Source organism: Mesorhizobium sp. WSM4845 (assembly GCF_055811455.1).
In genome coordinates this window covers 38,609-53,374 of sequence record NZ_JBVVQA010000020.1, presented here as the reverse complement: position 1 = coordinate 53,374, position 14,766 = coordinate 38,609, and the positions used below count along the sequence as shown (strand labels likewise).

The window sequence follows — 14,766 nt, the reverse complement described above, 5'->3', positions numbered from 1 at the left end:
GGGAGATGGCAATGATCAACGAAGAGTTCGACGCCATTGTCATCGGGGCCGGCATGTCCGGGAACGCAGCTGCTTACACCATGGCAAGCGACGGCTTGAAGGTACTCCAGTTGGAGCGAGGTGAATATCCGGGCTCCAAGAACGTCCAGGGCGCCATCATGTACGCGAACATGCTGGAGAAGATCGTCCCGGATTTCCGGGATGATGCACCGCTCGAGCGGCATCTGGTTGAACAGCGGCTCTGGGTGATGGACGACACCTCCCACACCGGGATTCACTATCGGTCAGACGACTTCAACGAGGTGAAGCCCAACCGCTACACGATCATTCGTGCCCAGTTCGATAAATGGTTTTCGCGCAGGGTGCGCGAGGCCGGCGCGACGGTTCTGTGCGAGACGACGGTGACGGAACTCGTCCGTGACGCCAAGGGCAAGGTGATCGGCGTCCGCACGGATCGGGCCGGCGGAGCGATCTACGCGGACGTAGTTGTTCTTGCAGAAGGTGTCTGCGGGCTGCTTGGCACGCGGGGCGGTCTTCGCAAGATGCTGAAGCCGGAAGCGGTGGCGCTCGCAGTAAAGGAGATGCATTTCCTGCCCGAAGAGGTCATTGAGCAGCGGTTCGGGGTCAAAGGGAGTGAAGGCTGCGTGATCGAGGCAGTCGGCACGATATCCCGCGGCATGGCCGGGCTCGGGTTCCTCTACACCAACAAGGAATCGATCTCACTGGGCATCGGCTGCCTCGTCTCGGATTTCGCCGCGAAGATGGAGAGCCCATACGCCCTTCTCGACGCGCTAAAAAACCATCCTTCGATCCGGCCGCTGATCGCCGGTTCGGAGGTGAAAGAATACGCGGCGCATCTCATTCCCGAAGGTGGCTACAAGGCTATTCCGCAGCTCTTTGGCGACGGTTGGGTCATTGTCGGCGATGCCGCGCAATTAAACAACGCCGTTCACCGCGAGGGTTCGAACCTCGCCATGACCTCCGGTCGCATTGCGGCTGAGGCTATCATCCAGGTGAAGAGACGCAACGATCCAATGACCAAACGGAACCTCGCCCTTTACAAGACGATGCTGGATGAATCCTTCGTAGTCAAAGACCTGCGGAAATACAAAGACATGCCAGCTTTACTCCACACTAACGCCTGCAATTTCTTCACGACCTACCCGCGGTTGATGTCGCAAGCCGCGCAAAATTTCATGCGTGTCGACGGCACGCCAAAGATCGAAAAGGAAAAGGCGACCACGGCAGCCTTTATCAAGGCGCGCTCGCGGTTGGGGCTGGTCAGCGACGCGATCCGGCTGGCATTGGCGTGGCGATGAGGCACTGACGACATGACGAACCCAGGGACAGAATTACGTGTCGAAGACAAGCTTTACCAGAACCGCTATCTGGTGGACTCCGGCCGTCCGCATATAAAGGTGCGACCGCACAAGCAACCAAGCGCGAATCTGCTCGCGCTGACACGCGTCTGTCCAGCGAAATGCTATGAGTTGAACGACAAAGGTCAAGTTGACATCACCGCCGATGGCTGCATGGAGTGCGGCACCTGCCGCGTTTTGTGCGAGGCCAGCGGCGAGATCGAATGGAATTATCCGCGTGGTGGCTTCGGCGTCCTCTTCAAGTTCGGATGATCGGCTTTGGCACCGTTTCGGCGGGTGTGCACCTGTGTACTCCCGAACTCGCGACAAAGCGCAATCTTGCCGGCACCATCTCGCCAAACTGCGGAGCGAGTGAACTTCCTGAACTGATGAAATGGCGCTTGGGAGGAGCACCCTGGACCACAACCGCTGAGGTGTTTCCATGGCTCACATACGGCCGGATGATCGGGTCAACGGAGTAGGATCTCGAGACACCTTCCGCAAACCCGCCAGTAATGGGATGTTCGAAGCAGATGACTGGCTCAGAGGAATCTACGAGGTGTCGAAGGCGCTGACGGCTCCCGCCCGGCTGGAGGTTACGCTGGCCAATGTCGCAAACACTCTCCCGTCGTTTGTGCAAATGCGTCATGGAGCAATCTTTGTCCTGGACTCTGAAGGTGAGCCGGAGATCGCCGTGAGTGCCGGCAGCGGCCCATCAGGCACTCACCCCATCATACCAAAGGCGGCAATAGATCAAATCGTCGCTACGGGCACGCGGCTCGTCATCGCGGATCTCAGCACGTCCGAGTTGTTTCAGGCCGAGCTTCAAACACGTCCTGGTGTCAGTTCCCTCCCAATGGCCTTTATCGGCGTCCCGGTTAAGGCTGAGGACAGGATCCTTGGGACGTTGTCGATTGTAAGAGACAGCGCAAACGGGTCCCGCTACGATGAGGACATCTGCTTCCTGACGATGGTGGCCAACCTCGTAGGCCGCACTATTCGCCTCCATCGCGGCTTGACTAGGGATCGTGAGCGGCGCGTCGATGAGAGCTGGACAGCGGAGAATTCGTCCGATGAGGACCGGACCGACCCCGTCCCGCATGCACCCGCCAAGATGGATGGGATCATCGGGGAGAGCCCCGCACTCAAGCAGGTGCTCGAAACCGTCTCCATTGTAGCAAGGACGAATTCCACCGTGCTTCTGAGGGGCGAGAGCGGCACCGGCAAGGAGTTTTTCGCGCAAGCCATACATAGGCTCTCGCGCCGGCGGAGGAAGTCTTTCGTCAAGTTGAACTGCGCCGCACTGTCGGAAAGCGTTCTGGAGTCGGAGCTGTTCGGACATGAGAAAGGCGCCTTCACAGGGGCAATTTCCCAGCGCGCAGGCCGTTTTGAATTGGCAAACGGGGGGACGCTGCTGCTCGACGAAATCGGCGAGATTTCACCTGCATTCCAAGCCAAGCTGTTACGTGTCTTGCAGGAAGGCGAACTGGAGCGTGTTGGCGGCACCAAGACGCTGCAGGTCGACGTGCGACTTATATGCGCCACCAACAGGGATCTCGAGTCGGCTGTCGTAAGCGGGGAGTTCAGGGCCGACCTTTATTATCGCATCAATGTGGTGCCAATCATCCTGCCTCCGCTCCGAGAGCGACCGGGGGATATCCCTCGCCTTGCGAACGCCTTCCTCGAACGATTCAACAAGGACAACCATCTCGAACTCGCCTTCGCGCCGTCGGCGCTCGAGTTTATCTCGCAATGCTACTTCCCTGGTAATGTCCGCGAATTGGAGAACTGCGTGCAAAGGACGGCCACGCTAGCGCGTTCAAGGACAATCGCTCCATCAGATTTTGCCTGCAACAATAACCAATGCCTATCTTGGCTCCTCTGGAAAAGAGCTGATCATTCGCACAGCGGCAATACCGGCAACCAGCGCTTTCGAAGCAATATAATGCCCGCCGGATTGCCGATGCCGGCCGGGCGCTTCGGCGCCCCGCAGGATAGCGTGCGACCCCATACTGCCGACCCTGCAAACGATCCCGCTCTCCCTGCAATAGGCCCGCGCCTGACGGAACGCGACCGGCTGATCGGCGCGATGGAGAAGGTCGGCTGGGTTCAGGCCAAGGCCGCCCGTGTCCTCGGCGTTACGCCGCGACAGGTCGGATATGCTTTGCGCCGACACGGGATCGAGGTGAAGAAATTCTAGCGTTCTCATGACGTGGAGAACGAGAACACTGCGCCGGCTACGTGAAATGTGTCGGGCCCGGGCCAAAGCTGCGCGAGTGTGTGATGCTGTCACACGCCTTCATCACCCGCCCTTGCCGACGTCTTGCCGATCGCAGAAAGGAGTCACCCCACTCTCCTGAATCGGAACCATGCAGACCCAAATGAGCAGTGGCAACTTCACCGCGGACGAGCTCGCCGTCGCCGAGACCGACATCCTCGTCGGAAGACCGGTCGGGAGTTGTGCCGAGGGCGATCACGGCCGAGCGGTCGACGCGGGATTTCTATCTTGAACTGATGTCCGGCCGGGTCGTCTTCCTCACCTTCTAACATAGTCCTGTTAGAAGTCCGACAAAGCTATGTCGGAGCAACTCCATGATATCCGACGCGCAAAGCCAATTCGTGAACTAGCGCCACCTTTTCAGTTGGCATTGCTCTTGCGCTTCGAACCGCGACGTTAACCCGTAACGGAGCCCTTCAATGGCCGCACCGGTGATTTCAGTTGAGAGCCTGACCGGCGCGAGGTTCTCCGACCAGTTGCTGGTGAGCGCGAAGTCGGGTGGCTGCGCATCTTCCTCCTGCGGGTCGTCGACAAGGCCGGACGATGTGGATCCGGCCATCTGGGACAAGATCAAGGATCACCCGTGCTTTTCAGAAGAGGCGCATCACTATTTTGCGCGCATGCACGTCGCGGTGGCGCCCGCCTGCAATGTCCAGTGCAACTACTGCAATCGCAAATACGACTGCGCCAACGAAAGCCGGCCCGGGGTTGTGTCGGAAAAGCTGACGCCCGATCAGGCGGTACGCAAGGTTATCGCGGTCGCCAACGAAGTGCCGCAGCTTTCCGTGCTTGGCATCGCCGGACCGGGCGACGCCTGCTACGACTGGGAGAAGACGAAGGCAACGTTCGAACGCGTCGTCAGGGAAGTCCCCGACGTCAAGCTCTGCGTCTCTACGAACGGGCTCGCGCTGCCGGACCACGTCGACGAGCTTGCCGACATGAATGTCGATCACGTGACGATCACGATCAACATGGTCGATCCGGAAGTCGGCGCAAAGATCTATCCCTGGATCTTTCACGACCATCGCCGCTACGTCGGCATCCAAGCCGCCAGAATTCTGCACGAGCGGCAGATGCTGGGGTTAGAGATGCTGAGCGCGCGCGGCATCCTCACCAAAATCAATTCGGTGATGATCCCTGGAGTGAACGACCAGCACCTGATTGAGGTGAATAAGTGGGTCAAGCAGCGCGGCGCGTTCCTGCACAACGTCATGCCCCTGATTTCGGACCCCGCGCACGGAACGCACTACGGACTGACCGGGCAGCGCGGCCCAAATGCAATGGAAATGAAGGCTCTTCAGGATCGTCTTGAAGGCGGCGCCAAGTTGATGCGCCACTGCCGGCAGTGCCGGGCAGATGCCGTCGGCCTGCTGGGCGAGGATCGTGGCCAGGAATTCACACTCGACCAGATTCCTGGCGAGCTCACCTACGATGCCGGCAAGCGCGAAGCCTATCGGGAGCTGGTCACGGACGAGCGCCGTGATCGCCTGGCAGCCAGGAGCGAAGCGATCGGAATGGTCAAGACAACGAGCTCCGGCAAGTCCCTCCTCGTTGCGGTGGCGACTAAGGGCGGCGGCCGCGTCAACGAACACTTCGGCCATGCCAAGGAATTCCAGGTGTATGAAGCGTCGCCGATAGGGATCAACTTTATCGGGCACCGCAAGGTTGAGCAGTATTGCCTCGGGGGTTGGGGCGAGAAGGCCACTCTCGACGGGGTCATCGCTGCGCTTGAAGGCGTAGACATAGTGCTTTGCGTCAAAATTGGAGATTGCCCCAAGGATCAGCTCGCGGCCGCCGGTATCCGAGCAACCGACGCTTACGGCCATGACTACATCGAAACGGCAATCAGCTCGATTTACGCCGCCGAGTCCGGCGTCCAGGCACTCGCCGCGACGGCCTGAACCTATCTCATTTACTCGAATCAGGAATCAAAATGGCTTTCAAGATTATCGCATCCCAATGCACACAATGCGGCGCCTGCGAATTCGAATGCCCGTCGGGTGCGATCAAGTTCAAAGGCGAGAGCTACGTGGTCGAGCTGCAGAAGTGCACCGAATGCGAGGGAGCTTTCGACACGCAGCAATGTGCTTCGGTGTGTCCTGTGCCGAAGACCTGCGTTCCTGCCTGAGTCCACTGGGTACCCACACAACTGGCTGCCCCGGGGAATGCCTGCGCGCCTCATCAATGACACTAGCCTCAGAGAACCAAGGAACCGCCATGCGGCTCGCACGCGAACAGGAGGTGGAAATCCGCAGACCTCCCCAATTTCAGCCGGGAGAGCGGGTCCGTGCCACTCGCCACATTAAGAATGACGGCACCTATCCTGGCAGGGAGATCGGCGAAAATCTCGTGCGCAAGGGCGAAGAGGGTTATGTGCGCGACATTGGCACGTTTCTACAGCAGTTCTTCATCTACGCGGTCGAATGGATCGACCGTGGGACGGTCGTCGGCATGCGAGCGCGTGAATTGACGAGCCTCGACAACGCCGACGCTCCCTGCAGTGCCGAAGAAAACGCCAATAAAGGAACGGCCGCATGAAGGTAATGATCCGCAGGACCGAGGCCGGGTTGTCGGCGTATGTCCCCAAAAAGGATCTCGAGGAGCCGATTATCAAGTTCGAGAACCAGGACCTGTGGGGCGGGATCGTAACGCTCAGGAACGGCTGGCGGCTCCTCCTTCCCGATCTTCCGCCGCATACGCGTCTGCCGATCACCGTCGAGGCAAGGAAGCTTTCCGACGGGGATTGATGCCGCCCGTCAATGAGAGGCGTCAAGAGGAAACGAGCATGAACACGATCCCGACCTCGGGCCACCTAGTCGTGGTCCGGGACAGTTTTGCCCGAAAGCTGCTTGAGCTGGCCAGACGAGCGTTAGTCTCCGATCAGGTGATCCCGTATCTCGGTCCGGGTCTCCTCCGGCTCAGCTCTGCTGAGCCGTCTGTACCGTGTACCCCCGAAGCCGTTGCCGAGGCACTCAACACGCGGGCGCCAGCCCCCTCAAAGATCCGCACCAATATGTGGTCGGTCGCGCAGTTCATCGAACAGCGCCGGCATCGCCGCACACTTCAAGCTTGGATGACTGATATATTTGCCGGGCCGGCGGCGCCGAGCATCCTCCACGCCTGGCTCGCAAAACTCCCGCTCTCCCTCATCATCGACAGCTGGTACGAAGGCGCCATGCGCGCGGCGCTGGCAGAGATCGGCCGAACCGACGTCGTCGAGATACAAGGCGTCACGCGGGCGAACGAAGTTGGCGACATTTGGACCAGAACTTACGACTTGTCGGGAAGGGAACTCGAGGCTGGAGCAGCGACAAAGACGGTTCTCTATGCGCCACATGGCAGTATTAGGCCGGCCGCAAATTTCCTCATCGCCGATTCCGACTATGTCGAAGCCCTGACTGAAATCGATATCCAGACGCCTATCCCTGATGTGGTCAAGGAACGACGCGTCGACCGGGGGTTTTTTTTCGTCGGCTGCCGCTTCAATGATCAGATGCTGCGCACTTACGCCAGGCAGATCATGAAGCGCTCAGAAGGCCCCCGTTACGCGATAATGGACGGGCAAACGCTGACCAGAAACGAAGCCCGTTTCCTTGCGGCAAGCGGAATCACGGTGATCGACATGCCAGCGAGCGAAGCCGTGGCGCAACTCGCCGGATCAGCATCTTGAGCCGATGGTGGCCAGGATCAACTTAACGTCTTTGATGTGAGTCGACCGGCTCGCTTCCGAAGGCGCAAAATTCAATCGGGGGCACTCGGTGGGCAGTGATGCTGTTGGCACGACCTCTCTAAAATCGTCCGCGCATGTAAAAGCGGCCGGGTGGGGCCGGGGCTTGAGCACGCTACTGCGCATTACGCGCATGAATTTGAGGCACCCGTGGCAGGTCGCGTTAGCTATCGGTTCGACGATGGTAGCCGTAATCCTGCAGTTGCTCATTCCCCAGCTTCTCGGCCGGGCTGTCGACCAGACCCAGGTAGCCATCGGGGGCGGTGTCACGGTGACGGCTGCAGAACAAGCCCTCTGGACTCCTGCTCTCCTGCTGCTCGGCGCGAGTACGCTACGCGGCCTCTTTACGATGGCGCAAAACTACTTTGCCGAAGCCGTCGGGCACCACGTCGCGTACGAACTGCGGCTTGCTTGTTACGACAAGGTCCAGCGCCTGAGCTTTTCCTTTCACGACCGGGTGCATTCAGGCGACCTGATCACCCTCGGCATCCTCGATCTCGACGGCGTGCGGATGTATTTTTCCACCGCCCTGGTTAGGTTCTTTCTGCTCACCATGCTGATCGGGATAGGCGCCTGCATGATGATCTCAACCGACCCGGTGCTCGGTTTGATCGCGCTGAGCTTCGTGCCTTTCGTAGCCTGGCGATCGTCGGTCACCCAGCTTAAGCTACGCGCCATCTGGCTCGACCTGCAGGAGCGGCTTTCCGTCCTGGGCCGCGTGATGGAGGAAAATCTCGCGGGCATCCGCGTGGTCCGGGCGTTTTCGGCACAGGCTCATGAGATGGCGAAGTTCGACATCGCCTCGAAAAGCGCGCTCGAACTCGCGCACGAGCAGGTTGACGTGTACGTGCCCAACACGTCGGCAATGACCCTCGCCTTCTTTGTCGCCATGGGGTTGGTCCTCTGGGTCGGTTGCGACAAACTCATCGCCGGCCAGATCAGCGTTGGAACGCTCACGACGTTCCTGACGTTCATGACGATCCTGCAAATGCCCGTCCGCCAGATCGGACTCATGGTCAACGGCTTTGCCCGCGCTTACACTTGCGGTTCGCGCCTCTTCAGTCTGCTCGACCAGGACATCACGATCGGGGATGCTTCCGGTGCAAGACCGCTCGAGATCGGTGAAGGAACTCTGCGCTTCGACAATGTCTCGTTTGCATATCCCGGCACCGGAAACCGCGTCATTCTAAAGAATATTACCTTCTGCGCCCGTAGGGGCGAGACGATCGCGATCGTGGGTCCGCCGGGTTCTGGCAAGTCGACAATGGCTCACCTGATCCCCCGCTTTTACGACGTCACTGGTGGCACCATAATGCTTGACGGGCAGGACATCCGCGGGGTCACCCTCGCATCGCTTCGCAAGGCGGTCGCGGTCGTACAGCAGGATGCATTCCTGTTCACAACCACAATCGAGAACAACATCGCTTATGGCGACCCCTGGGCGAAGGAACAGCCGATCGAGCGCGCTAGCGAATCCGCCCAGTTGCACAATTACATTCTTGGCCTCCCCGCTGGCTACAAGACAGTCGTCGGCGAACGCGGCGCCTCTCTCTCTGGCGGCCAGCGTCAGCGTCTCACCATAGCTCGCACGATGATGTTGCGCCCATCAATCGTCGTTTTCGACGACTCAACGGCCGCGATCGACGCCGCCACAGAGCAGCGCATCCGCGCGGCGATACGGCGTTTCGCCAAGGATAGAGTGACGATCATCATCGCCCACCGGCTGAGTTCACTCAAGCACGCCGACCGGATTCTGTTTGTCGACAACGGCGAGATCGTGGAACGCGGCACCCATCAAGAGCTTTTGGCCAAGCGAGGACGCTATAAGGCCCTTTATGATCTTCAGTTGCGCCCGGGAGATGACATTGCGACCACGTTTGGAGGCGCGCCCTGATGGCCAAGCGGCACGCCAACGAACTCGAAATCGAACCGAATGATAGCGGTAGACGCCCTCCGCGCGCGGTCGTCGGGTCCCATCGCATCGAGGAGGAGATCTTTGGCCGGGCTTTCGACAAGAACATCATTCGCCGCATATGGGCCTTCGTTCGTCCCTACCGAGCCATGGCGGTCGTCTCGCTTGCCGCATTGCTGATTTTCACTGGCACGCAGCTTCTCATCCCGCTGATCATCCGCTACGCGATCGACCACGCCATATCTCCGGCAGGCGCTGATGCCTCCGCCCTGCTTGAGGCTGCCGTCGCGTTTGCGCTTGCCATTCTGGTTAATTTCGGCGCCGCCTACGCGCAAGAAACCGTGGTAGGGAAAATGGCCGAGAACGTCCTCTTCGACATCCGACGCGCCATGTTTGCCCATCTGCAGAAGGTATCGCTCTCCTTCATGGACAAGACCGAGGTAGGACGCCTGATGTCCCGCCTTCAGGGCGACGTCAACTCTATCCACGAATTTCTCGAAAACTCGATCTACTCCGTAGGCGACATTGCACTTCTCTTCGGCATCATCTTCGTAATGCTGTCGGTCAACTTCAGCCTCGGCTTTCTGACGCTCTCGGTCTTGCCGGCCCTGTTGATTATCCGCATCGTGTGGCTGCCGCGTGCCCGCGAGGCCTTCATGGCTGCACAAGAGACCAATTCAGTCGTCAACGGCGCATTGGCCGAAGCGATTCAAGGCGTCCGAACCGTCCAGTCCATGGACCGCCAGTACGTCAACTTCGTATTGTATGACGACAAGGCACATGCCGACCTCACGACTCACCTGACCGCTGCCAGGTATGCGCAGGTCATGGTCCCGATCGTCGATGGCCTAACCGGCCTCGCCATGGCTGTCGTCATTGTGGTCGGCGGCTCCATGATCATGAATGACCGCGTCGATGTGGGCGTATTGGTTGCCTATATATTCTACATCCAACGCTTCTTTGACCCAATTCGCTCACTTACTCTGCAATATTCCGTGATGCAGCGCGCAATGGCCTCCGGCAAGCGCCTGACCGATGTGCTCGACGTCAGGATCGAGATCCAGGACAAACCGGATGCCAGGATCCTTTCGCCCGAAATGGACGGCTCGGTCGAGTTCAGGAACGTCACGTTCGGCTACGAGCCCAACCATCCGGTCCTGAAAAAAGTCTCCTTCCGGGTCAATCCCGGCGAGACGGTCGCCTTGGTCGGGCCGACCGGCTCTGGTAAATCGAGCGCGATGGCCCTCGTCCACCGCTTCTATGATGTTCAGCAAGGTCAAGTCCTGGTCGGGGGACATGATGTGCGCGATCTTACCCAGGAATCGCTCGGGCTCCAGATCGCCATGGTGCTGCAGGAGCCATTTCTGTTCACCGGGACGATCTTCGAGAACATCCGCTACCACAAGACGGAAGCCACGCGGGACAAAGTGATCGAGGCCGCCAAGGTGGTCGGCGCCCACGACTTCATCATGAGCCTTGCTGACGGGTATGAAACTCAACTCGGCGAACGCGGCGGCAACCTTTCTCTCGGCCAGCGCCAGCTTGTCAGTTTCGCCCGCGCTCTCGTTGCCGACGCCAAAATCCTTGTTCTTGACGAGGCCACCGCCAACATCGACAGCTACACTGAAATGCTGATCCAGAAGGCTCTGAGAAAACTCCTGGAAGGCCGCACTGGCCTTGTCATCGCTCACCGGCTCGCCACAATCCGTGATGCCGATCGCATCATCGTACTTCAGAATGGCCAGGTTGTTGACACCGGCAACCACGACAAACTGATGGCTATGGGTGGGCTCTATTCCAAACTCTACAATCTGAACTACTCGTCATTCGACGACATTCCCGAAGAGGAAGCCGATCCGACCGGACAAGCCGCCTCTCGTACCTGATGCTCCTTGCGAGCCGTATCTGACCGTCCAGGGGCACCGGCGAAAGCGCCGATAGCGATTGCGCTAAATCCCGGACGGCCATGGGAACCTGATCATCGCCCGCCAGACCGGAACCGGCAAGTCGTGGCTGGCCGGCGCCTTCGGCCGGCAAGCAGCAGGGCTCGATCGTTTCGGTGCTCTATGTGCGCGTGCCGCCCTGTTCGAGGATTGCGCTCGCCCATCCCGGTGGACGCTTCCCCCGCCTTCGATCAGGATCACCCGCTCGCAACTGCTCGTCCTCGATGGCTTCGGAACCCTTACCGAGCAACAGCGCTCGCATCTGTTCGAAATCGTCGAGGAACGAAATCGCCGCACCGCCCAGGTTCCGGTGGCCAGATGGCACGACCTCATCGCACCTTCACCGTCGCGGACGCCATTCTCGAACGGATCGTGCAAACGCACCGTACACCGGATCGTGCTACAGTGCGACAGAATGCGGAGAGCAAAAGGCCGCGCCCCTAAACCGGTCTCAAAACGGCGAAAGCAACCATCCGCGACCGTCGCCGCCAGACTGCCCGAGACGAAGCACTGTCCGGGAATTTTGCGGAACCCCTTTCCGGCCTTTGCGAAATGGGCATCGATGCCCAATCGGCACAGTTCACCAGGCAACGTGGAGCTCCAGGTTTAGCCTCGAACCGCCTGCATTGTCCTCAGTTCCATCACCGATCCAGGCACGACTGCCCATCCGAACAGGACGCCCGAACTGCATCCCAGATTGTCGCTGCTCGGGATCATGTTGATGATCGGCTGTATAGATCTGCACGGCAGGGCCCATTGCCGTTCCTTTGCCAATTCTCACCTTTGCCACGTCAAGGATTACGCAATTGAAGTTTAGGTAGACGTCGGCCTCGATGACGCCGGGACGACGCACTGCGCTGGGCAACCGAAACTGAGCGCCAGACAATCGCGGTGAGACGCCGACCAAGTCCCGTATAGCGCGCCTGAAAACCTTCGGCGAACCCATCGACCTTCATATCGACGACATATACGATGTAGGCAAGTCCCATCGCCGCTCCAAGGCCGCAGCCCTCGATATGCTCCAGAGTATCTGGGGAAGTGCAACATCGTGGCCCTCGATCGCGAACGGCTCATTCGTTTTGGCCGCGAGCGGGCCGCCCAAGGTGCTGGACCGATGACCCTCGGTATCGACATTGGCTTTGTAAAACTCATTCTGGCTCAGCCGCTGCGGCGCATTGCGTGCCCGTCAAGGTAGAACCGGTTGATCTAGCGCGTGTCGACCTAAAGAGGCTTGGTCTCGTTGGTAAACGCCATCAGCGCGACAGGCCCGCCCCGGGTGAGCTCTAGACTGGTCGCTCACTTCGGTGCAAACCCTCATCAGATGGCACCGGTTAGCCAGATCATTCGTTTCGCCGTAGCAACTGCGATGCGACAGGTGGAAATCTGCAAGGCACGTTGGTCCGATTTGGAAGTCCGCACGCGGATGCTTCTCATCCGGGACCGTAAAGACCCACGGAACAAGAGCGGCAACAATCAGCGCATACCGCTGTTCGAAGCGACCGGTTGCGACGCGTGGACCATTGTTGAAGGTCAGCGCACCAAGCGCGGTTATGAAGGATAATCGACTTTTCCCGTTTAATCATAGGACAGTCGGCACTGCTGACCTGACGCGGTTATTTTTCGAGCTCGGCGCGGATGCGACGCAATTCTCCTTCAATCAGCATCGCGGCATCGGCGTCTTTGAGAACTAAGTAGAGTTTCTCCGCCTCTTCGTAAGCCCACATAGCAGCCTGAAGTGCCTCGCTTTCGTCTATATCCCGAAGGCCACCGAGATAAAGTCTGGCAGACTCCTGATATAGATCTGCGGCACGATGGTAACTGGCTCTCGCCTCGTCCGGCGCGTCGTGTTGAATCAATTCGGCCAACCCACGGAAAGCCACGGCCAGATTCCTCACGATGCCTGCGGACCACGATTCAGGAGCGACTGCCCGCTGCGAAACGTCCTCAAGGATATCTATCGCTCTGTGATAATCGACCTCTGACTTGCTTTGCCTGGCGCGCATGCACAGCAGAATCCCCAGCCTCTCTTCGGCCGCCAATTTTCGACGCGATTGCGAGCCTCCGGTCAAAACCGTGAGGGCCCTGTCCAGAATTTCGATAGCAGCGGTGAGGTCATTCACCGCGGCACCTTCGTCTCCCTGCTCAGCAACCGACTCTGCAAACCCCAAGGCAGATTCGATCCAGTCCGATCGCGAAAGCGTTGGATTGATCTCCTCCGTCGCAGCGCGAAATGTTTCCATGGCTCGGCGGAAGGCTTCTTTCGACTGGACACCATTTTGGTTCCCAGGCGCTTCTGCAAGATCAAAGAGGGTTTGTGCCAAAATTGTACGTGCCTTGCCGTCATCGGCGCCGCCAGCTTCAAAGAATGCCGCCCAGGCCTTCACACTCGCTGCCAGCAGGTCAGATGCCTTTGCGGTGCTGCCTAGGCGGCCAAGACTGATCGCACGTAATCTGGCAGCATCGGGGTCGCTCGATGCCATGGCTTCTGTCACACCCAGTACAACGCTAGTGTCCCGTCCGCCGAGGCTGTCAATCGTTGCCTGTTCGAGGATCATGTCCTCAGCGCTTGGTGCTGACGAACTGCGCAGACGTCCGATCCCAAGGCCGAAGTCGCGTTTGAGACGTGCTATGACCGGATCTGTCGGATCCGCGATAAGTTTTTTTCGGCTGTCGAGCACAGCTAGTGGGTCGGTCATCCAACCAGGTGCGCCAAATCCGAGACCACGGACCAGCTGTGCAAAGAACTTGTCAGCGTCCTGATTCAGAATCGCGAACTTGTTTCGGCCTGCCAACATTTTCCTGACGCGGGGATTCAAGGAGTCAATTGAATCCTCAAACAGGACCCAAAACACCATCAGATTGGGTATCGCTGCACAGGCTCGTTCCAGGAGGGTGACAACACCCCCCTCCTCGCTGCCTGAATAACCAACCACAACCAACAGCTCAGCGTCTTTCAGGCCAAACATTGTACCCTGCATGGACAGGGCGTCCTGAGTGGCGAACGTATCCCCCACACTATTTCTAAGCTCATAGGTATACATCGATCCGTGCAGGTGGACGACCTGGGGATGGTCTGGGAGTGAGGCAACCCGGCTCAGCGCCGACAGACCATCAGCCACAACAGGTATCATCCCCGCCAAGATAATACCCTGGAGCACGAGCTGATCAAAGTTGGTGGTCAGGACCGTGTGGGCATAGTGGCAACGTACCAACTCACCAAGGCAAATGTGGGCCCAATTCACCTTGCCATCACTGCGATCGATCGCTGCTTTGATGATTGCACGCTGTTTGTTATCTGATCGAAAAAATTGCTCGAACAGATAGCCATATAGCCGTCCCCAATCGGGGTCTCCCACATCAAAGTTGGGTAACAGCCTCGCTATATCCGTAAGATATTCCCGCTCATCGAGCCAGATCAGTGCGCGTGCCGGGTCCAGCGTCTCCGTTTCAGGCGCCCTCTGAAGTTTTGCCAACTCGCGCGTCAAATCCTTCGCTATTTCGCTGGCCATTGGTATGCCCGCAGATCGCGAACATCCGGCGCCTATCAA

Annotated in this window: 13 protein-coding genes and 1 pseudogene; 12 read left to right on the top strand and 2 right to left on the bottom strand. The window is 58.9% G+C overall.

The genetic code is table 11. The features are described 5' to 3' along the window. Positions 1-11: 11 nt before the first annotated feature. The 11 genes from AC0L2C_RS21840 (at position 12) to AC0L2C_RS21790 (ending at position 11,161) form a co-directional block, all read left to right on the top strand. Positions 12-1,319, top strand: coding sequence for an FAD-binding protein (locus tag AC0L2C_RS21840; RefSeq protein WP_473524414.1), 1,308 nt, complete (start codon positions 12-14; stop codon positions 1,317-1,319). Between the two features lie 12 nt (positions 1,320-1,331). Then, on the top strand, positions 1,332-1,631 hold the full coding sequence (locus AC0L2C_RS21835; RefSeq protein ID WP_473524413.1) for a ferredoxin family protein: 300 nt from the start codon (positions 1,332-1,334) through the stop codon (positions 1,629-1,631). Between the two features lie 247 nt (positions 1,632-1,878). Further along, entirely contained in the window at positions 1,879-3,558 is a 1,680-nt protein-coding gene (gene nifA, locus AC0L2C_RS21830; protein ID WP_473524412.1) for a nif-specific transcriptional activator NifA, read from the top strand. A 181-nt stretch (positions 3,559-3,739) separates the two neighbouring features. Next, positions 3,740-3,868: a hypothetical protein gene (locus AC0L2C_RS21825; RefSeq protein ID WP_280952227.1), complete on the top strand. Its 129-nt coding sequence runs from the start codon at positions 3,740-3,742 to the stop codon at positions 3,866-3,868. A gap of 187 nt (positions 3,869-4,055) precedes the next feature. Beyond that, a complete protein-coding gene (nifB, locus tag AC0L2C_RS21820) occupies positions 4,056-5,537 on the top strand; it encodes a nitrogenase cofactor biosynthesis protein NifB (RefSeq protein WP_473524411.1) in 1,482 nt (493 codons plus the stop codon). A gap of 32 nt (positions 5,538-5,569) precedes the next feature. Next, positions 5,570-5,764: a 4Fe-4S dicluster domain-containing protein gene (locus AC0L2C_RS21815; RefSeq protein WP_008878193.1), complete on the top strand. Its 195-nt coding sequence runs from the start codon at positions 5,570-5,572 to the stop codon at positions 5,762-5,764. Positions 5,765-5,853: 89 nt separating this feature from the next. Next, a complete protein-coding gene (locus tag AC0L2C_RS21810; RefSeq protein ID WP_473524410.1) occupies positions 5,854-6,174 on the top strand; it encodes a nitrogen fixation protein NifZ in 321 nt (106 codons plus the stop codon). After that, complete coding sequence (nifT, locus tag AC0L2C_RS21805) at positions 6,171-6,383, top strand: putative nitrogen fixation protein NifT (protein WP_473480612.1); 213 nt, start codon at positions 6,171-6,173, stop codon at positions 6,381-6,383. The genes AC0L2C_RS21810 and nifT overlap by 4 nt, the downstream gene beginning before the upstream one ends. A gap of 38 nt (positions 6,384-6,421) precedes the next feature. Further along, positions 6,422-7,306 carry an SIR2 family NAD-dependent protein deacylase gene (locus AC0L2C_RS21800; protein WP_473524409.1) on the top strand — a complete coding sequence of 295 codons (885 nt, stop codon included), beginning with the start codon at positions 6,422-6,424 and terminating at the stop codon, positions 7,304-7,306. 88 nt (positions 7,307-7,394) lie between these two features. Continuing rightward, on the top strand, positions 7,395-9,257 hold the full coding sequence (locus AC0L2C_RS21795; protein WP_473524408.1) for an ABC transporter ATP-binding protein: 1,863 nt from the start codon (positions 7,395-7,397) through the stop codon (positions 9,255-9,257). After that, complete coding sequence (locus AC0L2C_RS21790) at positions 9,257-11,161, top strand: ABC transporter ATP-binding protein (protein ID WP_473524407.1); 1,905 nt, start codon at positions 9,257-9,259, stop codon at positions 11,159-11,161. The genes AC0L2C_RS21795 and AC0L2C_RS21790 overlap by 1 nt, the downstream gene beginning before the upstream one ends. Positions 11,162-11,855: 694 nt before the next feature. Here the strand turns inward: AC0L2C_RS21790 and AC0L2C_RS21785 are convergent. Beyond that, a pseudogene (locus AC0L2C_RS21785) lies at positions 11,856-12,053 on the bottom strand (LbetaH domain-containing protein); the annotation flags it as partial. A 486-nt stretch (positions 12,054-12,539) separates the two neighbouring features. Here AC0L2C_RS21785 and AC0L2C_RS21780 point away from each other — a divergent pair. Beyond that, positions 12,540-12,779 (top strand): tyrosine-type recombinase/integrase, encoded by a 240-nt coding sequence (locus AC0L2C_RS21780; RefSeq protein ID WP_473524406.1) that lies wholly within the window; start codon positions 12,540-12,542, stop codon positions 12,777-12,779. A gap of 52 nt (positions 12,780-12,831) precedes the next feature. Here AC0L2C_RS21780 and AC0L2C_RS21775 read toward each other — a convergent pair whose 3' ends face one another. Next, complete coding sequence (locus AC0L2C_RS21775; protein WP_473524405.1) at positions 12,832-14,727, bottom strand: SIR2 family protein; 1,896 nt, start codon at positions 14,725-14,727, stop codon at positions 12,832-12,834. Between the last annotated feature and the right edge of the window lie 39 nt (positions 14,728-14,766).